Raw genomic sequence first — 19,445 nt, forward strand, 5'->3', positions numbered from 1 at the left:
ATCACAGGAGTGATCGACATGACCGAACGACTGAAGGCACTCAGCGACGCGGGGGTGTCGATCTGGCTCGACGACCTCTCCCGCGAGCGGATCGAGACCGGCAACCTCGCCGACCTGGTCAAGGAGCGCAGCGTCGTCGGCGTCACGACGAACCCGACGATCTTCGCCTCGGCGCTGGCCAAGGGCGAGCGCTACGAGAAGCAGGTCGCCGAGCTCAAGGCCTCCGGCGCGGACATCGACGCCACGGTCTTCGCGCTCACCACGACCGACGTCCGTGACGCCTGCGACGTGCTCAAGCCCGTCTACGACGCCACCGGCGGCTTCGACGGCCGCGTCTCGATCGAGGTCGAGCCGGGCCTGGCCCGCGACACCGACGGCACCGTCGAGATGGCCGAGCGGCTCTGGAGCGAGATCGACCGCGAGAACCTGCTCATCAAGATCCCCGCCACGCGCGAGGGCCTGCCGGCCATCGCGGCCGCGATCGCGAAGGGCATCAGCGTGAACGTGACGCTGATCTTCTCGCTCGAGCGCTACCGCGGCGTGATGGACGCCTACCTCTACGGACTGGAGCAGGCCGCGGCAGAGGGTCGCGACCTGTCGAAGATCCACTCGGTGGCCTCCTTCTTCGTCAGCCGCGTCGACGCCGAGGTCGACGGGCGCCTCCCCGAGGACAGCCCGCTGCGCGGCAAGGCCGCCCTGGCGAACGCCTGGCTCGCCTACGCGGCGTACCAGGAGGTCTTCGGCTCCGACCGCGCGAAGGAGCTGCTCGCGAAGGGCGCCCACCCGCAGCGCCCGCTGTGGGCCTCCACGGGTGTCAAGGACCCGGCCTACCCCGACACGATGTACGTCACCGAGCTCGTCGTCGACGGCACCGTCAACACGATGCCCGAGAAGACGCTCGAGGCCTTCGCCGACCACGGTGAGGTTCGCGGCGACACGGTCACCGGACGCGCGGCCGAGGCCCAGCAGGTGATCGACGACCTCGAGGCCCAGGGCATCTCGTACGACGAGGTGGTCGAGAAGCTCGAGGACGAAGGACTCCAGAAGTTCGACGACTCGTGGGCCGAGCTCCTCGAGACCGTCAAGGCCGAGCTCCACAAGGACTGACGATGACGAACCGGCTCCGCATCCAGACACCCCAGCACGAGTCGGTCGAGAGTGCCGTCGAGGCTCTCGTCGCGGAGCGGTTCGCGTCACGGCTCTTCGCCGAGGACCCCACCCTGTGGGGTCCCGAGGCGGAGTCGGAGGCGGCGATCCGCCTGTCGTGGGTGACCCTGCACGAGTCCTCGCGCGCGCTCGTCCCCGACATCGTCGCCCTGCGCGACGAGCTGCGCGGGCGCGGCGTGAGCCGTGTGGTCCTGTGCGGCATGGGAGGCTCGTCCCTGGCCCCCGAGGTCATCTGCGCGGCCGAGGGCGTCGAGCTCGACGTGCTCGACTCCTCCCAGCCCGACATGGTGCGGTCGGCGATCCACGACCTCGAGTCGACCGTCGTGGTGGTGTCGAGCAAGTCCGGCGGCACGGTCGAGACCGACAGCCAGCGCCGGATCTTCGAGCAGGCGTTCACCGACGCCGGCCTCGACCCGTCCGCCCACATCGTCGTGGTCACCGACCCGGGCTCCCCGCTCGACGAGCAGGCCACGGCCGCGGGCTACCGCGTCTTCCGGGCCGATCCGCACGTCGGCGGCCGCTACTCGGCGCTCACCGCGTTCGGTCTCGTGCCGAGCGGTCTGGCCGGCGCCGACATCGCGGCGCTGCTCGACCAGGCCGGCCAGGTCGTCGCCGATCTCGAGGACGACGCGGCCTCCAACGACGGACTGCGGCTCGGCGCCCTGCTCGGCGTCGCCGCGCGCGAGGGCGTCGACAAGGTCGTCCTGTTCGACCACGACGGCCGGGGGCTCGGCGACTGGATCGAGCAGCTCGTCGCGGAGTCGACCGGCAAGGACGAGACCGGCATCCTGCCCGTCGTCGCCCTCTCCCCCGGCGACCCCGTCACGTCCGACGAGATCGTCGTCCACCTCGGCACCGAGGACCTGCCGTCCCAGCCGTGGTCGGCCGCCGTGCAGGGCTCGCTGGGTGGTCAGTTCCTCATCTGGGAGGTCGCCACGGCCGTCGCCGGGCGGATCCTCTCGATCGACCCGTTCGACCAGCCCGACGTCGAGAGCGCCAAGGCCGCCGCGCGCGAGCTGCTGGGCGGAGACGCCTCGCTGCCCGAGCCCGACCACCGTGGCGACGTCGCCGACGTCTACGGCTCGTCCGCCACGAGCGTGGCCGACGCGATCGGCGAGCTGCTGCAGCAGGTCGGCGACCGCGAGTACCTCGCCCTGCAGCTGTACCTCGACCGCTGGGCGCTCCAGGGCCTCGAGTCCCTCGCGCCGCGGCTGGCCGCCCGCCTCTCCCGGCCGGTGACGTTCGGCTGGGGCCCGCGCTTCCTCCACTCCACCGGCCAGTACCACAAGGGCGGGACACCGGTCGGCGTCTTCCTGCAGGTCACGTGCGACCCGGCCGAGGACCTGCCGGTGCCCGGACGCGACTTCACACTCGGCCAGTTCATCGAGTCGCAGGCCGCGGGCGACGCCCAGGTGCTGCGCGACAAGGGCCGACCCGTGCTGCGCCTGCACCTGCACGACCTCGAGGCCGGACTCGCCGCGATCAAGGACGCCCTGGCATGAGCCCCAACCCACTGCGCGACCCGCGCGACCGCCGCCTTCCCCGGATCGCCGGACCCTGCACCGTCGTGATGTTCGGCGTCACGGGCGACCTCGCGCGCAAGAAGCTGATCCCCGCGATCTACGACCTGGCCAACCGCGGCCTGCTGCCGCCGGGCTTCGGCCTCGTCGGCTTCGCCCGTCGCGACTGGGGCGACGGAACGTTCGCCGCGCTGCTGAAGAAGGCCGCCAAGGCCGGCGCCCGCACCGAGTGGAGCGAGACCGTCTGGAAGCAGCTGGCCGCCGGCATCAAGTTCGTCCCGGGGCAATTCGACGACGACGACGCGTGGGAGGAGCTGGCCAAGACCCTCACGAAGCTCGACGAGCGCCAGGGCACGGGCGGCAACCACGCCTTCTACCTGTCGATCCCGCCGGGCCTGTTCCCCACCGTCGTGTCCAAGATCGACGAGCACGGACTGGCCAAGCCCGGCACGGGCTGGCGCCGCGTGGTCATCGAGAAGCCCTTCGGGCACGACCTCGAGTCCGCCAAGGAGCTCAACCAGCTGATCGGCAACGTCTTCGAGTCCGAGTCGGTCTTCCGGATCGACCACTACCTGGGCAAGGAGACGGTGCAGAACATCCTCGCGCTGCGGTTCGCGAACCAGATGTTCGAGCCCGTCTGGAACGCCCAGTACGTCGACCACGTGCAGATCACGATGGCCGAGGACATCGGCATCGGCTCGCGCGCGGGCTACTACGACGGCATCGGCGCCGCCCGCGACGTCATCCAGAACCACCTGCTCCAGCTGCTGGCCCTCGTGGCGATGGAGGAGCCCGTCGCGTTCGACGCCTCCAGCCTGCGGGTCGAGAAGCAGAAGGTCCTGCGCAGCCTGCGGCTTCCCGCCGACCTCGACAAGCACTCGGCGCACGCGCAGTACGTCGAGGGCTGGGCGGGCGGTCAGCCCGTCGTCGGGTACCTCGAGGAGGAGGGCACCGATCCGAAGTCCCTCACCGAGACCTATGCCGCGCTGCGCCTCGACATCGAGACGCGCCGCTGGGCCGGCGTCCCGTTCTACCTGCGCACCGGGAAGCGACTGGGCCGGCGGGTCACCGAGGTCGCGGTCGTGTTCAAGAAGGCGCCGCACCTGCCCTTCGAGAGCAACGACGTGACCGAGCTCGGGCACAACGCCCTCGTGATGCGCATCCAGCCCGACGAGGGCGTCACGATGCGGTTCGGGGCCAAGGTGCCCGGCACCACGATGGAGATCCGCGACGTCAACATGGACTTCGTCTACGGCGGCTCGTTCGTCGAGAGCAGCCCCGAGGCGTACGAGCGGCTCATCCTCGACGTGCTGCTCGGCGACCCGCCGCTGTTCCCGCAGCACCGGGAGGTCGAGCTGTCCTGGAAGATCCTCGATCCGGTGATCGAGCATTGGTCGCGCAAGCGCACGATCGACACCTACCAGGCCGGCACGTGGGGCCCGCAGTCCGCGGTCGACATGCTGGCTCGCGACGGCCGCGTCTGGAGGCGACCCTGATGGACCTGACCCTCGAGGACACCAACGCCGCGTCGGTGGCCAAGGCCCTGACCAAGGGACGCTCGCTCGCGGGCAGTCCCGCGATGGACATGGTGCTCACGTTCCTCATCGTCACCGACGACGAGAACGTCGCTGAGGCGATGAAGGCCGCGAACGTGCTGCAGCACGAGCACCCCTCCCGCGTCCTGGGCGTGATCCTGGGCGACGGGCGGGGCAAGCCGCGCCTCAACGCTCGCGTGCGCGTCGGCGCCGGGTCCCCGGGCGAGTCCGTGCTCCTGCGCATGTCCGGCCCGCTCGTGAAGCACGCGGAGTCCGCCGTGCTCCCCCTGCTGCTGCCCGACTCCCCCGTGGTCGTCTGGTGGCCCGGCGTGGGCCCGCTGGAGCCGTCGCTCGATCCGATCGGCCGCCTGGCTCGACGCCGGCTCACCGACTCCGAGCGCACGCCGGCGCCGGTGCAGTGGCTGCACAAGCTCGCGCCCGGCTACGACCCGGGCGACACCGACCTCGCGTGGACCCGTCTCACCCTGTGGCGCGCCCTGCTGGCCGCCGCGCTCGACCAGACCTCGGGGTCGGCCACCGGTGGCCGCATCCTGGCCGACGACATCAACCCCGTCGCCGTGCTCCTGCAGGCCTGGCTCGAGTGCCGCCTCGGCGTGCCGATCGAGTTCGTCGACGACGACTCCGGCTCGCAGATCCAGCGCGTCACGCTCTTCACCGACGTGGGCGACATCGACATCCGGCGCACCGACGAGATGGCCTGCGAGTTCAGCGTGCCGGGATCGTCGCCGCGCATCGTGCCGATCCGACGCCGCACGATCCCCGAGCTGCTCGCCGAGGACCTGCGCCGCCTCGACGCCGACGAGATCTACGGCGAGACCCTGCAGCACCTGGTCACCGGAAAGGACCGATGAGCCGATGACGATCCAGATCTTCGACAGCGCGAACGACCTCGCCCTCGCGGTGTCACGCCAGCTGGCCGCACGCGTGCAGTCGGTCACCGCCGCCGGCCGGCCGCCGCGGATCGTGCTCACTGGCGGCACCATCGCCGGGAGGATCTACGGCCGATTGTCCGGCGAGAACGCCGACTGGACCCGCGCCGAGTACTGGTGGGGCGACGAGCGCTTCGTCCCCGAGGGCCACGAGGACCGCAACGACCGCCAGGCGCGCGAGGGCTTCCTCGACCGCCTCGGCGTCCCGGCCGACCACGTGCACGCCATGCCCGCGCACGGCTGCGACCTGTCGATGGCCGACGCCGCCGACGCCTACGCGAAGACGCTGCCCGAGGACCCGTTCGACGTCGTGCTGCTCGGCGTCGGGCCGGACGCCCACATCGCCTCGCTCTTCCCCGGCCACCCCCAGGTGCACGAGACCGAGCGTCGCGCCGTCGAGGTCCTCGACTCCCCCAAGCCGCCGCCGCAGCGCATCACGCTGACCTACCCGGCGCTCAACCACACGCGGGCGACCTGGTTCGTCGTGTCGGGCGCCGACAAGGCCGAGGCCGTCGCGAGGGCGATGAGCGGCACCCCGATCGACGAGGCGCCCGCCGCCGGCGCCCGCGGCCTCGAGGAGACCCTGTGGTTCCTCGACACCGCCGCGGCCTCGAAGCTGCCGCGCTGAGCCGGGACGCTGAGGGCGCGGTGAGTCCTCAACCCTTCCCCGCGCTCCCCGGTTGGCCGTCAACCGCATGGGGCACCGTTGAGGTTGACAGCTCACCGCCTCCTCCGGCGGCCCGCCATGACGAAGGCCCGTCACCGCAGGGTGACGGGCCTTCTCAGATGGTGCTCAGAAGATGATCTCGCCGGTCTTGCGCTTGCTGCGCAGGGTGTCGAGGGCTTCCTTGAGGATGTCGGCGGCCTCGGTCTCGGAGCGGCGCTCCTTCACGTAGGCCAGGTGCGTCTTGTAGGGCTCGGTCTTCGGCGCGTCGGGCCGGTTGTCCGAGTCCATGCTGGCGGGCATGCCGCACTTCGGGCAGTCCCACTCCACCGGCACCTCGGCCTCGATGGCGAAGTTCAGCGTGACCGCGTGGTCGTTCGTGCAGAAGTACGAGACGGCCTGGCGCGGTGCGGCCTCGCCACGCTCGGCCTCGCCCATGGGGCCGGCGCCGATGCGGCTGCCGCGAATCGCTCCGGCGGCCATCAGTTGCTGACCTTCAGCAGCAGGCCGAGCGCGAAGACGCACACGACCCACACGACGGCGACGCCGATGGTGATCCGGTCGAGGTTGCGCTCGGCGACCGACGACCCGCTGAGCGAGCTCGAGACGCCGCCGCCGAACATGTCGGAGAGACCGCCGCCTCGGCCCTTGTGCATCAGCACGAGGACGATCATGAGCAGGCTGCTCAGGGCGAGCAGCACGGAGAACGCGATGACCACGTCGCTCCCTTTCGGTCAGGACCCCTGGAGGTCTGGCATGTCGTAGAACCGGGCGATCCCGGCGAACTCCTCCGCGACCAGACTCGCCCCGCCGACCAACGCTCCGTCGACATCGGGCTTCGCCATGATCGCGGCCACATTCGCCGCCTTGACCGATCCGCCGTAAAGGATACGTGTCTGCTGGGCCGCCTCGGTACCCCAGGTCTCCGCGAGTCGTCCACGGATGGCCGAGCAGACCTCCTGGGCGTCCTCGGGAGTGGCGACCTCGCCCGTGCCGATGGCCCAGACCGGCTCGTACGCGATGACGAGACCGGCGACCTGCTCGGCCGTGAAGCCGGCCAGCGAGCCGTCGACCTGGGCCAGCGTGTACGCCACGTGCTCGCCGGCCTGACGGACCTCGAGGCCCTCGCCCACGCACACGATGGGCGTCATGCCCGCCGCGAGCGTCTTGGCGGCCTTCGCGTTCACGAGCTCGTCCGACTCACCGTGGTACTCACGACGCTCGGAGTGGCCGACGACGACGTACGAGCAGCCCAGCTTGGCCAGCATGGCCGCCGAGATCTCGCCCGTGTACGCGCCGCCGTCGTGCGCCGAGACGTCCTGGGCGCCGTAGCCGATCGGTAGCTTGTCGCCGTCGATCAGCGTCTGCACGCTGCGCAGGTCGGTGAACGGCGGGATCACGACGACCTCGCTCTTGGCGTGGTCGTGCTTCTTGTCCGACAGGGTCCACGCCAGCTTCTGGACCAGGACCACCGCCTCCTGGTGGTTCAGGTTGGACTTCCAGTTGCCCGCCATCAGGGGCGTACGGCTCATGACGCCACCGCCTTGGGAGAAGTGCAGTGTGGCAGTGCCGTCATTCGTGTCCTCATGTTCGCTCGCTGGCGCTCGCTCATGCGTTCTCCTCCAGTACCGCCAGGCCCGGCAGGGTCTTGCCCTCCAGGTACTCCAGGCTCGCGCCGCCGCCGGTCGAGATGTGACCGAACTGGTCGTCGCTGAAGCCGAGCTGGCGCACGGCCGCGGCCGAGTCGCCGCCGCCGACGACCGACAGGCCGTCGACCTCGGTGAGCGCCTGCGCCACCGTGCGGGTGCCGGCCGCGAACGCCGCCATCTCGAACACGCCCATGGGGCCGTTCCAGAACACCGTCCTCGCACCGCGCACGACCTCGGCGAACGCCTCGGCCGACTCGGGGCCGATGTCCAGGCCCATCTGGTCGTCGGGGATCGCGTCCACCGTGACGGTGGTGGCCGGGGCGTCGGCCTTGAACTCCGGCGCCACGACGACGTCGGTGGGCAGCACGATCGACACGCCCAGCTCCTGCGCCCGCTCGAGGTAGCCCTTCGCCACCTCGATCTGGTCCTGCTCGAGCAGGGAGGAGCCGACCCCGTGGCCCTGGGCCGCGAGGAACGTGAAGACCATGCCGCCGCCGATGACGAGCGTGTCGGCCTTGGTCAGCAGGTGGTCGATGACCCCCAGCTTGTCCGAGACCTTCGAGCCGCCGAGCACGACCGCGTACGGCCGCTCGGGCGACTCGGTGAGGCGCTGGAGCACCTCGACCTCGGCCTGCACGAGGCCGCCGACGGCCGACGGCAGCCGCTCGGCGACGTCGTACACACTGGCCTGCTTGCGGTGGACGACGCCGAAGCCGTCCGAGACGAAGACGTCGGCGAGCGACGCGAGCTGGTCGGCGAACTCGCCGCGCTCGGCGTCGTCCTTGCTGGTCTCGCCGGCGTTGAACCGGACGTTCTCCAGCAGGGCGACCTCGCCGTTCTTGAGCTCCTGGGCGGTGCGCTGCGCGTCGACGCCGACGGTGTCGGACGCGAAGCGCACGGTCTGGCCGAGCAGCTCGCTCAGGCGCGCCGCGACGGGCGCCAGCGAGTACTGCGGATCGGGCTCGCCCTTCGGCCGGCCCAGGTGCGCGGCCACGAGGACGCGCGCTCCCTGGTCGAGCAGCCGCTGGATCGTCGGGACGCTCGCGCGCACGCGGCCGTCGTCGGTGATGGTGGCACCGTCGAGCGGCACGTTCAGGTCACTGCGGACCAGGACGCGCTTGCCCTTCAGATCGCCCAGGTCGTCGATCGTCTTCACGGAGGACCTCAGAGCGAGGAGCCGACGAGCGACGTCAGGTCGACGAGGCGGTTGGAGTAGCCCCACTCGTTGTCGTACCAGCCGACGACCTTCACGAGGTCACCGGTGACCTTGGTCAGCGGCGCGTCGAAGATGCACGAGTGCGGGTCGGTGACGATGTCGGTGGAGACGATCGGGTCCTCGTTGTACTTGAGGTACGTCGAGCCCTCGGCGGCCTTGCGGACGATCTCGTTGATCTCCTCGACCGAGGTCTCACGGCTGGCCGTGAACGTCAGGTCGGTGGCCGAGCCGGTGGGGGTGGGGACGCGCAGCGCGTAGCCGTCGAGCTTGCCCTTCAGCTCGGGCAGCACGAGGCTGACGGCCTTCGCGGCGCCCGTGGAGGTCGGGACGATGTTGAGGGCGGCGGCGCGGGCGCGACGCAGGTCCTTGTGCGGGGCGTCCTGCAGGTTCTGGTCCTGCGTGTAGGCGTGGATCGTGGTCATGAGGCCACGCTCGATGCCGATGCCGTCGTTGAGGGCCTTGGCCATCGGCGCGAGGCAGTTCGTGGTGCAGGAGGCGTTCGAGATGATCGTGTGGGCGCTCGGGTCGTACAGGTCGTCGTTGACGCCCATGACGATCGTGATGTCCTCGTTCTTGGCCGGGGCCGAGATGATGACCTTCTTCGCGCCGCCGTCGATGTGCGCCTTGGCCGCCGTCGCATCGGTGAAGAAGCCCGTGGACTCGACGACGATGTCGGCGCCGACCGAGGCCCAGTCGAGGTTCGCGGGATCGCGGTCCTCGAAGGCGACGATCTTCTGGTCGCCCACGTAGATCGCCGTGTCGTCGAAGTTCACGTCGGCGTCGAGGCGACCCAGGATCGAGTCGTACTTGAGCAGGGTGGCCAGCGTCTTGTTGTCGGTGAGGTCGTTGACGGCGACGATCTCGACGTCGGTGCCGGCGGCACGAACCGCGCGGAAGAAGTTACGGCCGATGCGGCCGAATCCGTTGATGCCTACGCGAACAGTCACGGGTTGCTCCTGGGTTGCCGGGTGGAAGTCTCGTTACGTCCTCACCCTACCGAGAGCGCCCGTCACATCGCACCGGGCGTCGCCGCTCGCGAGATCTCAACCGTCGGCGTACTGATCGGGGTTGAGCCCCGCCTCGGTGTCGTCGATCCCGAGGTCGTGCGCCCGCTTGTCGGCCATCGCCAGCAGGCGGCGGATCCGGCCCGCGATCGCGTCCTTGGTCAGCGGCGGCTCGTGCAGCTGGCCGAGCTCCTCCAGACTGGCCTCGCGGTGCTGCACCCGCAGCTCGCCGGCGAGGCGCAGATGGTCGGGCACCTCCTCCGCCAGGATGTCGAGCGCGCGCTGGGCGCGAGCGCCGGCGGCGACGGCCGCGCGGGCCGAGCGGCGCTGGTTGGCGTCGTCGAAGTTGGCGAGACGGTTGGCGGTGGCGCGCACCTCGCGGCGCATCCGACGCTCCTCCCACGCCAGCAGCGTCTCGTGGGCGCCCAGTCGGGTGAGGAGCGCGCCGATGGCCTCGCCGTCGCGGATGACGACACGGTCGCCACCGCGGACCTCGCGGGCCTTGGCCGAGACGCCGACGCGCCGGGCGGCGCCCACCATCGCGAGGGCGGCCTCGGGGCCGGGGCAGCCGATCTCGAGCGCGGACGATCGACCCGGCTCGGTGAGGGAGCCGCGGGCCAGGAACGCGCCGCGCCACGCGGCGACGGCGTCGCACGAGGGACCCGAGACGACCTGGGGAGGGAGGCCGCGGACGGGGCGGCCGCCACCGTCGACGAGGCCGGTCTGGCGGGCGAGCAGCTCGCCTCCGCGCGCGATGCGCACGACGTAGAGCGTGGTCTTCCGGACCCCGGCGCCCTGCTGGACGATGATCTCGCTCTCGTGGCCGTAGACCTCGGCGATCTCCTGACGCAGGCGACGCGCGGCGGCGGCGGTGTCGAGCTCGGCCTCGATCACGATCCGGCCCGAGACGATGTGCAGGCCCCCGGAGAAGCGCAGCGTCGTCGAGACCTCGGCCTTGCGGCAGCACGCCTTCGTCACGGGGATGCGGGCCACTTCCGCCTTCACCTGAGCCGTCATCGCCATTACGTCATCAGCCTCCAGTCCAGCGGTCCCGAGTAGCCCGCTCGGGCCACTCTATGCCCGGGCTGGTGACGCGGGGGCGAACGTGGTGGCAAAGACCTCGGCCAGCGCGGCCGGATCGTGCTGGTCGGCCTGCTCGGTGGAGCGGACGTCGGCCGTGACGAGGCGCGCGCCCAGTTGCGCGGCGGCCCGCGTGAGGGCGTCCACGTCGCGCGCGGCGCGGGTGTCGGCCACGACGACGTCGAGGCGCAGGTCGGGCGCGTGCGCCGCGAGCACCTCGAGGTGCTCCTCGGGCGTCAGGTGCTCGGTCTCCCCCGGCTGCGCCACGAGGTTGAGCACGAGGGCGCGCTTCGCGGGCGTGCGCAGCAGCGCCTGGCGCAGCTGAGGCACGAGGAGGGTGGGCATGACGCTGGTGAACCAGGAGCCGGGCCCGATCGTGACCCAGTCGGCGGCCTCGAGCGCCGCGACGGCCTGCGGGCACGCCGGCGGGTCGCCGGGCTCCAGGCGGACGGCCTGGATGCGTCCGGGCGTCGTGGCGACCTCGGCCTGGCCGCGCACGACCTCGATCCGGGCGGGCGGGCCGAAGTCGACGTCGGCCTCGATGTCGAGCGGGACGTTGGCCATCGGCAGCACGCGGCCGCGCGCGCCGAGGAGCTCGGCCACGAGATCGAGGCCGGCGACCTGGTCGCGCTCCATGTCCCACAGCGCCGCGAGCAGCAGGTTGCCGACGGGGTGGCCGGCGAGCGGGCCCGCTCCCCCGAACCGGTGCTGCAGGATCTCGGCCCACGCCCGGCCCCAGTCGTCGTCGCCGCACAGGGCCGCCAGCGCCATGCGCAGGTCGCCGGGCGGAAGGATGCCGAACTCGGTGCGCAGGCGCCCCGACGAGCCGCCGTTGTCGGCGACCGTGACGATGCCGGTGAGCCGACTCGTGACGTGCCGCAGCGCCGACAGCGTGGCCGCCAGGCCGTGCCCTCCCCCGAGCGCGACCACGGCGGGCCCCCCGGCCCGCTCGGTGGTCACTCGCGTCCCAGGTCGCGGTGGACGACGAGCGTCCGGACGTCGCGCGTGCGAAGTCGCTCCGAGAGGGCCTCGGCCATCGCGACGCTGCGGTGGCGGCCGCCGGTGCAGCCGATGCCGACCGTGAGGAAGAGCTTGTCCTCCTGCAGGAAGCCGTTGGTGATCATCGAGAGCAGCTCGACGTAGCGGTCGAGGAACTCCTGCGACCGCTCCTGCTTGTAGACGTACTCGCGCACGGGCTCGTCCTGGCCGCTGAGGGGACGCAGGTCGTCGACCCAGAACGGGTTGGGCAGGAAGCGCATGTCGGCGACCATGTCGGCGTCGATCGGGATGCCGTACTTGAAGCCGAACGACACGATCGTGACGTGCAGGCCGCGCTCGTCCTCCACCTCGAAGGCCTGGCGGACCCGGTGGGCCAGCTGGTGCACGTTGAGCCGGCTGGTGTCGATGACGAGGTCGGCACGGCCGCGGATCGTGCGCAGCAGCTCGCGCTCGCGGACGAGGCCGTCCATGAGGCGGCCCTGGCGGCTCAGCGGGTGGGGCCGGCGCGCCGCCTCCTGGCGGCGGACGAGCACCTCGTCGGCGGCCTCGAGGTAGAGCGTGCGCACGCGGACACCGAGGTCGTGGACGGACTCGATCGCGTCGACGAGGCCGAAGAAGAACGTCCGGGAGCGCGAGTCGACGACGACGGCGAGCCGGTCGATGTCCTCGGCCGCGTCGACCGAGCTGACGAGGTCGTTGAGCATGCCCGGGGGCAGGTTGTCGACCACGTAGTAGCCGAGCTTCTCGAGCGCCTTGGCCGCGGTGCTGCGGCCGGCGCCGGTCATCCCGGTGACGAGGACGAACTCGGTGAGCTTGGTCATGGTCGGGTCTCGTCCTCCAGGATCTCGCCGGTGGCCATGTTGACGGCCGGGGCCGGCGACTCCCCCTCGTGGAGTGCCGCCACGATGGATTCTGCCGTAGCCGGGCCGATCCCGGGGACGATGGTGATCTCCTCCGCGGTCGCGGCGCGCAGCTTCTTCACCGAGCCGAAGTGCTTCATGAGCGCGCGGCGGCGGGTCTCGCCGAGTCCGGGGACGGGATCGAGCAGGCTCTCGACCATCGACTTGCTGCGGCGCTGGCGGTGGTGCGTGATCGCGAACCGGTGCGCCTCGTCGCGCACGCGCTGGAGCAGGTAGAGGCCCTCGCTGGTGCGCGGCAGGATCACGGGGTCCTCGTCGTCGGGCAGCCAGACCTCCTCGAGGCGCTTCGCCAGGCCGCACAGCGCGACGCCGGTGATGCCGAGGGCGTCCATGGCCTGCTGGGCCGCCGCGACCTGCGGCGGGCCACCGTCGACCACGACCAGCGACGGGGCGTAGGCGAACCGGCGCGGCTTGCCGGTCTCGGGGTCGATCCCCGGCTCGGCGTCCTCGCCCTGGCGCTCGACCGCGCGCAGGTGGTGGGCGAACCGGCGGGTGATGACCTCGTGCATGGCGGCGACGTCGCTCTGGCCCTCGTGACGCACGGTGAACCGGCGGTACTCGGACTTGCGCGGCAGGCCGTCCTCGAAGACGACCATCGACGCGACGATCTCGGTGCCCTGCAGGTTCGAGACGTCGAAGCACTCGATCCGCAGCGGCGGCGTGGGCAGGTCGAGCGCCAGCTGGATCTCCTCCAGGGCGCGGCTCCGGGTGGTGAGGTCGCCGGAGCGCTTGAGCTTGTGGCGGGCGATGGCCTGCTTGGCGTTCTGCTCGACCGTCTCGAGCAGGGCGCGCTTGTCGCCGCGTTGCGGGACTCGCACCGTGACCTTCGCCCCGCGTCGCTCGGTGAGCAGCTCGGCGACGGCGTCGTGGTCGGCCGGCAGCTCGGGCACGAGCACCTCGCGCGGGATCGCCGACGGCGTGACATCGGCGTAGAGGGTCATGAGGGCGTTCTGCACGAGCTCGGGCAGGCCGGCGTCGTCCCCCTTGTCGGCCACCCAGCCGCGCTGCCCGCGGATGCGGCCCCCGCGGACGTTGAAGATCTGGACGGCGACCTCGAGCGGATCGTCGACGAAGCCGAGGACGTCGGCGTCGGTGCCGTCGCGCAGCACGACCGACTGCTTCTCCAGGACGCGCCGCATCGCCATGAGGTCGTCGCGGTACTTGGCGGCGAGCTCGTACTCCTGATCGGCCGCGGCGTCGCGCATGCGCTGCTCGATGCCGCGCTCGAACCCGGCGGTCTGGCCGCCCATGAACGACAGGAAGTCGTTGACGATGTCGCGGTGCTCGTCGGGCGAGACGCGACCGACGCAGGGCGCCGAGCACTTGCCGATGTCGCCGAGCAGGCACGGACGCCCGGCGGCCTTGGCGCGCTTGAAGACGCCGGCGCTGCACGAGCGCATGGGGAACACGCGCAGCAGCGTGTCGACGGTGTCGCGGATCGCCCACGCGTGGCCGTACGGGCCGAAGTACCGCACGCCCTTCTTCTGGGCGCCGCGCATCACCAGGACGCGCGGGATCTCCTCGCCCACCGTGACCGCGAGCCACGGGTAGGACTTGTCGTCGCGGTACTTGACGTTGAACCGCGGGTCGAACTCCTTGATCCAGGAGTACTCGAGCGCGAGCGCCTCGACCTCGGTGTTGACGACCGTCCAGTCGACCGAGGCGGCCGTGGTGACCATCTGGTGCGTGCGCGGGTGGAGGTTCCCGAGGTCCTGGAAGTACGAGCTCAGCCGCGGCCGCAGGCTCTTGGCCTTGCCGACGTAGATGACGCGGCCCTGCTCATCGCGGAACCGGTAGACCCCCGGGTCGGTGGGGATCTCACCGGGCCGCGGACGGTAGGTGGACGGGTCAGCCATGACTCGGGCCCTCCCCCGCCGTCACGACAGCAGCGGCGCGAGGAACCGGCCGGTGTGCGAGTCGGGGTGCGCCGCGATCTGCTCCGGGGTGCCCTGTGCGACGACGGTGCCGCCACCGCTGCCGCCCTCGGGACCCATGTCGACGATCCAGTCCGAGGCCTTGATGACGTCGAGGTTGTGCTCGATCACGATGACCGAGTTCCCCGCGTCGACGAGGCGTTGCAGCACGATCAGCAGCTTGCGGATGTCCTCGAAGTGCAGGCCCGTCGTGGGCTCGTCGAGGACGTAGACCGTGCGACCCGTGGACCGCTTCTGCAGCTCGGAGGCCAGCTTGACGCGCTGCGCCTCGCCACCCGACAGCGTGGGCGCGGGCTGGCCGAGCCGGACGTAGCCCAGGCCGACGTCGACGAGGGTGCGCAGGTGCCGTGCGATCGCGGGGATGGCCTCGAAGAACTCGACGCCCTCCTCGATCGGCATGTCGAGGACCTCGGCGATCGTCTTGCCCTTGTAGCGGACCTCGAGGGTCTCGCGGTTGTAGCGCGCGCCGTGGCAGACCTCGCACGGCACGTACACGTCGGGCAGGAAGTTCATCTCGATCTTGATCGTGCCGTCGCCGTGGCACGCCTCGCAGCGGCCGCCCTTGATGTTGAACGAGAAGCGGCCCTGCTGGTAGCCGCGCATCTTCGCCTCGGGCGTCTGCGCGAACAGCTTGCGGACGTGGTCGAACACGCCCGTGTACGTGGCCGGGTTGGACCGCGGGGTGCGGCCGATCGGCGACTGATCGACGTGGATGACCTTGTCGACGTGCTCGGTGCCCTCGATCGTGCGGTGACGACCCGGGATCGTGCGCGCCTTGTAGATCTGGCGCGCGAGCGAGGTGTAGAGGATGTCGTTGACGAGCGTGGACTTGCCCGAGCCGGAGACGCCGGTGACCGAGACCAGCTGGCCCAGCGGGAACGCGACGTCGACGTTCTTCAGGTTGTTCTCGCGGGCGCCCTTCACGACGAGCTGGCGGCCCTTGTCACGCGGACGGCGGACCTCGGGCACGGGGATCGACTGGCGACCCGACAGGTAGGCGCCGGTGAGCGAGTCGGGGCTGGCCAGCAGCTCCTCGACCGGACCGGACACGATGACCTGGCCGCCGTGCTCGCCGGCACCGGGGCCGATGTCGACGACCCAGTCCGAGGCGCGCACCGTGTCCTCGTCATGCTCGACGACGATGAGCGTGTTGCCGAGGTTCTTCAGCCGCACGAGGGTCTCGATGAGACGGTGGTTGTCGCGCTGGTGCAGGCCGATCGAAGGCTCGTCGAGCACGTAGAGCACGCCGACGAGGCCGGCGCCGATCTGCGTGGCCAGACGGATGCGCTGGGCCTCGCCACCGGACAGCGAGCCGGCCGCGCGGTCGAGGGCCAGGTAGTCGAGGCCGACGTCGAGCAGGAAGCGCAGGCGCTCGTGGATCTCCTTGAGGACGCGCTCGCCGATCTGCCGCTCGCGGTCGTTCATCACGAGGTCCTGCAGGAAGTCGGCCGCCTCGGCGATCGACAGGTGGCAGACCTCGGCGATGTTCATCGCGCCGAACCGCTCGGACTCGAGCGTGACGGCCAGGATGACCGGCTTGAGGCGGGTGCCCTTGCAGGTGGGGCACGGGACCTCGCGCATGAAGCCCTCGAGGCGGTCGCGGCTGGTGTCGGAGTCGGTCTCGGAGTGGCGGCGCTCGACGAACGCCTTGGCGCCCTCGAACTCGGCCCAGTACGAGCGCTGACGGCCGTAGCGGTTCTTGTACTGGACGTGCACCTTCGTGGAGTGCCCGTTCAGCAGGGCGTCCTGGAACTCGGGCTCGAGGTCGCTCCACTTCGTGTCGACGTCGAAGCCGAGCTCGTCGCCGAGCGAGCGCATGAGACGCAGGAAGTAGTCGGAGACCTGCGTGTAGGTCCACGCCGTGATGGCGCCCTCGGCGAGGGTCTTGTCAGGGTCGGGCACGAGCAGCTCGGCGTCGACCTCCTTGCGCGAGCCGAGGCCGTGGCACTCGGGGCAGGCGCCGTAGGGCGCGTTGAACGAGAACGAGCGCGGCTCGAGCTCGTCGACCTGGAGCGGGTGGTCGTTCGGGCAGGCGAGGCGCTCGGAGAAGCGGCGACGCCGCGCCGGGTCGTCCTCCTCGAGCCCGACGTAGTCGATGATGACGATGCCGTCGGCCAGGCCGAGCGCGGTCTCGACCGACTCGGTGAGGCGCTGCTTCGAGGAGGGCTTCACGGTGAGGCGGTCGACGACGACCTCGATCGTGTGCTTCTTCTGCTTCGCGAGCTTGGGCGGCTCGTCGGCGAGCATGATCGTCTCGCCGTCGACGATCGCCCGGCTGAAGCCGGACTGCTGCAGCTGGCGGAACAGGTCGAGGTACTCGCCCTTGCGGCCGCGGATGACCGGCGCGAGCACCTGGAAGCGGGTGCCCTCCTCGCCGGCCTGGATGCGGTCGACGATCTGCTGCGGCGTCTGCCGAGCGATCGGCTCACCGCACGTGGGGCAGTGGGGGCGGCCCGCGCGGGCGTAGAGCAGGCGCAGGTAGTCGTAGACCTCGGTGATCGTGCCGACCGTGGACCGCGGGTTGCGGGACGTGGACTTCTGGTCGATCGACACCGCCGGGGACAGGCCCTCGATGAAGTCGACGTCGGGCTTGTCCATCTGGCCGAGGAACTGGCGCGCGTACGCGGACAGCGACTCGACGTAGCGGCGCTGGCCCTCCGCGAAGATGGTGTCGAAGGCCAACGACGACTTGCCGGAGCCGGACAGACCCGTGAAGACGATGAGGGAGTCACGGGGCAGATCGACGGAGACATCCTTGAGGTTGTGCTCGCGCGCACCCCTCACAACGAGACGATCGGTCACCCGACAAGCCTACTGAGGAGCCCTGACAGAAACCTCTCGACGAGTAGGGTCGGGAGCATGACGTACACGGGAGAGGTCACGGTCGGCGGCGCGCCCGACACCCGCGAGGCCGGCGACCTGGTGATCACGAAGATCGCCGTGGGACCGATGGCCAACAACGCCTACCTGCTGCGCTGCGCGCTCACCGGCGAGCAGGTGCTGATCGACGCCGCCGCCGAGGCGCCACGCCTGCTGGAGCTCATCGGCGACGGTGGCCTGGCCCGCGTCATCACGACCCACCGGCACGCCGACCACTGGGGAGCTCTCGAGGAGGTCGTCCGCGCGACCGGTGCCGAGACGGTGGCCGGCGAGGACGACGCCGACGAGCTGCCGGTCGACGTCGACGTCCGGGTCCGCACCGGCGCCCGCGTTCGCGTCGGCTCGTGCGAGCTCGAGGTCATCGAGGTCGTGGGCCACACGCCCGGCTCGATCGTGCTGGTCTACGACGATCCCGACGGCGTGACCCACCTGTTCACCGGCGACTCCCTGTTCCCCGGCGGCGTCGGTCGCACGTGGTCCCCCGACGACTTCATGCGGCTGTGCGGCGACGTCGAGTCGAAGATCTTCGCGCGCTTCGACGACGACACGTGGTTCTACCCGGGCCACGGCGACGACTCCACGCTGGGCGCCGAGCGCCCGAGCCTTCCGGACTGGCGCGCCCGCGGCTGGTGACCGTCAGAGGGTGACGGGCAGGGACTCGATCCCGAACACGAAGCTGAGCTGGCGGAACTCCAGCTCGGACTCCGGCACCGCGAGGCGCAGGTCGGGGAACCGCCGCAGCAGCTTCGGCAGGGCGATGCGCAGCTCCATGCGAGCCAGCTCGGCGCCGATGCAGCGGTGGATGCCGTGGCCGAAGGCCAGGTGTCCGCTCGACGGGATCCGCAGCGGGTCGAACGTGTCGGGGGCCAGGCCGGCGTTGGCCTCGTCGCGGTTGGCCGCGCTGAGCGACACGAGGAGCACGTCGCCGGCCTTGACCTGCGTCCCGAACAGCTCCATGTCCTGCTTCGCGAAGCGCGGGAACGCGACCTGGACCACCGAGAAGTAGCGCAGCAGCTCCTCTATCACACGGTCGAGCGTCTCGCGGTTGCCCGAGCGGACGAGGTCGGCGTAGGCCGGGTCGCGCGACAGCATGATCGTGCTGAGCGCGATCATGCCGGCGGTGGTCTCGTAGCCGCCGGTGAAGACCCCGTCGGCGAGACCCGCGAGGTCGCGGTCGCTGATGAGCTCGCCCTCGTCGCGGATGATCTGCCCGATCAGGCCGGGGCCGGGCTCCTTGCGCTGGCGGGCCACCGCCTCGAACAGGAACTCGCGCTGCTCGGAGACGGCGCCGAAGGCCGCCGCTCCCCCGTTCGTGGCGTCGAAGCGGGCGCTGCCGAGCTTGGAGAACGCCTGCGTGTCCTCGTAGTCGAGTCCCAGCAGGGCGCAGATCGTGTTGAACGGGATCGGGAACGCGAAGACCTCCGCCAGGTCGGCCTCGGGACCGGCCGCTTCGAGGTCGTCGAGGGCGCGGTCGACGATCTGCTCGATCAGCGGCTCCAGCCGCGCGAGGCGGCGCATCGTGAACTCGGGCGTGATGATCTTGCGCAGCCGCGTGTGCACCGGCGGGTCGGTGAAGCCGAGTCCCCCGATGTCGTCCGACGTGGCCGGGCCGTCCCCGGAGAACAGGTGCCGGATGTCGGTGGAGTAGGTGTCGCGCGCCGTGAGCACCTGGCGCGCCTGCTCGTGGCCCGTGACGAGGTAGGCGGTGAAGTCGAACGGCAGGTCGAGCCGGTGCAGCGGCTCCTCTCGGCGGATGCGGGCCATCTCGGGCACGGGGTCCAGACCGATGCGCTGCAGCGGCGCCTTCGTGGGCTCGGGGATGAAGGAGAAGCTCGCGAGGTCGATCCCGCGCTTGGCGACGTGCCGTCGGGCCACCGACGACAACACCTTGGAGCGGATTCCCCGCAGCAACTTCACCCGCACACGA

General features: G+C 70.9%; 17 protein-coding genes. 6 read left to right on the forward strand and 11 right to left on the reverse strand.

The window, feature by feature from the left end; all coding sequences use genetic code 11:
• Window positions 1-18 precede the first annotated feature (18 nt).
• From tal to pgl, 5 genes are read left to right on the forward strand one after another with little or no spacing between them, the layout of a single operon-like run.
• A complete protein-coding gene (gene tal, locus BJ975_RS08245) occupies window positions 19-1,107 on the forward strand; it encodes a transaldolase (RefSeq protein ID WP_179424768.1) in 1,089 nt (362 codons plus the stop codon).
• 2 nt (window positions 1,108-1,109) lie between these two features.
• Window positions 1,110-2,669: a glucose-6-phosphate isomerase gene (locus BJ975_RS08250; protein ID WP_179424770.1), complete on the forward strand. Its 1,560-nt coding sequence runs from the start codon at window positions 1,110-1,112 to the stop codon at window positions 2,667-2,669.
• On the forward strand, window positions 2,666-4,183 hold the full coding sequence (gene zwf / locus BJ975_RS08255; protein WP_179424772.1) for a glucose-6-phosphate dehydrogenase: 1,518 nt from the start codon (window positions 2,666-2,668) through the stop codon (window positions 4,181-4,183). The genes BJ975_RS08250 and zwf overlap by 4 nt, the downstream gene beginning before the upstream one ends.
• Window positions 4,183-5,094, forward strand: a complete 912-nt coding sequence (locus BJ975_RS08260; protein WP_179424774.1) for a glucose-6-phosphate dehydrogenase assembly protein OpcA — start codon at window positions 4,183-4,185, stop codon at window positions 5,092-5,094. Before zwf ends, BJ975_RS08260 begins: the two co-directional genes overlap by 1 nt.
• A gap of 4 nt (window positions 5,095-5,098) precedes the next feature.
• Window positions 5,099-5,800 (forward strand): 6-phosphogluconolactonase, encoded by a 702-nt coding sequence (gene pgl, locus BJ975_RS08265; protein WP_179424776.1) that lies wholly within the window; start codon window positions 5,099-5,101, stop codon window positions 5,798-5,800.
• 165 nt (window positions 5,801-5,965) lie between these two features.
• Here pgl and BJ975_RS08270 read toward each other — a convergent pair whose 3' ends face one another.
• From BJ975_RS08270 to uvrA, 10 genes are all read right to left on the reverse strand, one after another.
• Entirely contained in the window at window positions 5,966-6,322 is a 357-nt protein-coding gene (locus BJ975_RS08270; RefSeq protein WP_395487673.1) for an RNA polymerase-binding protein RbpA, read from the reverse strand.
• The gene (gene secG, locus BJ975_RS08275; protein ID WP_179424780.1) at window positions 6,319-6,555 is read right to left on the reverse strand and encodes a preprotein translocase subunit SecG; all 237 of its coding nucleotides are present in this window, start codon (window positions 6,553-6,555) and stop codon (window positions 6,319-6,321) included. Before secG ends, BJ975_RS08270 begins: the two co-directional genes overlap by 4 nt.
• 15 nt (window positions 6,556-6,570) lie before the next feature.
• Window positions 6,571-7,368: a triose-phosphate isomerase gene (tpiA, locus tag BJ975_RS08280; RefSeq protein WP_179424782.1), complete on the reverse strand. Its 798-nt coding sequence runs from the start codon at window positions 7,366-7,368 to the stop codon at window positions 6,571-6,573.
• 76 nt (window positions 7,369-7,444) lie between these two features.
• Window positions 7,445-8,641 (reverse strand): phosphoglycerate kinase, encoded by a 1,197-nt coding sequence (locus tag BJ975_RS08285; protein WP_179424784.1) that lies wholly within the window; start codon window positions 8,639-8,641, stop codon window positions 7,445-7,447.
• An 8-nt stretch (window positions 8,642-8,649) separates the two neighbouring features.
• Window positions 8,650-9,648 carry a type I glyceraldehyde-3-phosphate dehydrogenase gene (gene gap, locus BJ975_RS08290; RefSeq protein WP_179424792.1) on the reverse strand — a complete coding sequence of 333 codons (999 nt, stop codon included), beginning with the start codon at window positions 9,646-9,648 and terminating at the stop codon, window positions 8,650-8,652.
• Window positions 9,649-9,744: 96 nt separating this feature from the next.
• On the reverse strand, window positions 9,745-10,728 hold the full coding sequence (gene whiA, locus BJ975_RS08295) for a DNA-binding protein WhiA (protein ID WP_179424794.1): 984 nt from the start codon (window positions 10,726-10,728) through the stop codon (window positions 9,745-9,747).
• Window positions 10,729-10,779: 51 nt separating this feature from the next.
• Window positions 10,780-11,745 carry a gluconeogenesis factor YvcK family protein gene (locus tag BJ975_RS08300; RefSeq protein WP_179424796.1) on the reverse strand — a complete coding sequence of 322 codons (966 nt, stop codon included), beginning with the start codon at window positions 11,743-11,745 and terminating at the stop codon, window positions 10,780-10,782.
• The gene (gene rapZ / locus BJ975_RS08305; RefSeq protein ID WP_179424798.1) at window positions 11,742-12,605 is read right to left on the reverse strand and encodes an RNase adapter RapZ; all 864 of its coding nucleotides are present in this window, start codon (window positions 12,603-12,605) and stop codon (window positions 11,742-11,744) included. The genes BJ975_RS08300 and rapZ overlap by 4 nt, the downstream gene beginning before the upstream one ends.
• Complete coding sequence (uvrC, locus tag BJ975_RS08310) at window positions 12,602-14,560, reverse strand: excinuclease ABC subunit UvrC (protein WP_179424800.1); 1,959 nt, start codon at window positions 14,558-14,560, stop codon at window positions 12,602-12,604. Before uvrC ends, rapZ begins: the two co-directional genes overlap by 4 nt.
• A gap of 21 nt (window positions 14,561-14,581) precedes the next feature.
• Entirely contained in the window at window positions 14,582-17,440 is a 2,859-nt protein-coding gene (gene uvrA, locus BJ975_RS08315) for an excinuclease ABC subunit UvrA (RefSeq protein ID WP_179424802.1), read from the reverse strand.
• Window positions 17,441-17,497: 57 nt separating this feature from the next.
• On the opposite strand from uvrA, the gene BJ975_RS08320 reads away from it, so the two are divergent.
• Entirely contained in the window at window positions 17,498-18,151 is a 654-nt protein-coding gene (locus BJ975_RS08320; RefSeq protein ID WP_179424804.1) for an MBL fold metallo-hydrolase, read from the forward strand.
• Between the two features lie 3 nt (window positions 18,152-18,154).
• On the opposite strand, the gene BJ975_RS08325 is transcribed toward BJ975_RS08320, so the two are convergent.
• On the reverse strand, window positions 18,155-19,435 hold the full coding sequence (locus tag BJ975_RS08325) for a cytochrome P450 (RefSeq protein ID WP_269306680.1): 1,281 nt from the start codon (window positions 19,433-19,435) through the stop codon (window positions 18,155-18,157).
• Window positions 19,436-19,445 lie beyond the last annotated feature (10 nt).

The sequence above is a fragment of the Aeromicrobium tamlense genome, assembly GCF_013408555.1.
Classification (GTDB): domain Bacteria; phylum Actinomycetota; class Actinomycetes; order Propionibacteriales; family Nocardioidaceae; genus Aeromicrobium; species Aeromicrobium tamlense.

Bases quoted from the DNA above. Each gene is read 5' to 3' on its own strand.
- rapZ (WP_179424798.1), bottom strand. From the start codon at position 12,605: ATGACCAAGCTCACCGAGTTCGTCCTCGTCACCGGGATGACCGGCGCC.
- BJ975_RS08250 (WP_179424770.1), top strand. From the start codon at position 1,110: ATGACGAACCGGCTCCGCATCCAGACACCCCAGCACGAGTCGGTCGAG.
- tpiA (WP_179424782.1), bottom strand. From the start codon at position 7,368: ATGAGCCGTACGCCCCTGATGGCGGGCAACTGGAAGTCCAACCTGAAC.
- uvrC (WP_179424800.1), bottom strand. From the start codon at position 14,560: ATGGCTGACCCGTCCACCTACCGTCCGCGGCCCGGTGAGATCCCCACC.
- zwf (WP_179424772.1), top strand. From the start codon at position 2,666: ATGAGCCCCAACCCACTGCGCGACCCGCGCGACCGCCGCCTTCCCCGG.
- tal (WP_179424768.1), top strand. From the start codon at position 19: ATGACCGAACGACTGAAGGCACTCAGCGACGCGGGGGTGTCGATCTGG.
- BJ975_RS08320 (WP_179424804.1), top strand. From the start codon at position 17,498: ATGACGTACACGGGAGAGGTCACGGTCGGCGGCGCGCCCGACACCCGC.
- whiA (WP_179424794.1), bottom strand. From the start codon at position 10,728: ATGGCGATGACGGCTCAGGTGAAGGCGGAAGTGGCCCGCATCCCCGTG.
- pgl (WP_179424776.1), top strand. From the start codon at position 5,099: ATGACGATCCAGATCTTCGACAGCGCGAACGACCTCGCCCTCGCGGTG.
- BJ975_RS08260 (WP_179424774.1), top strand. From the start codon at position 4,183: ATGGACCTGACCCTCGAGGACACCAACGCCGCGTCGGTGGCCAAGGCC.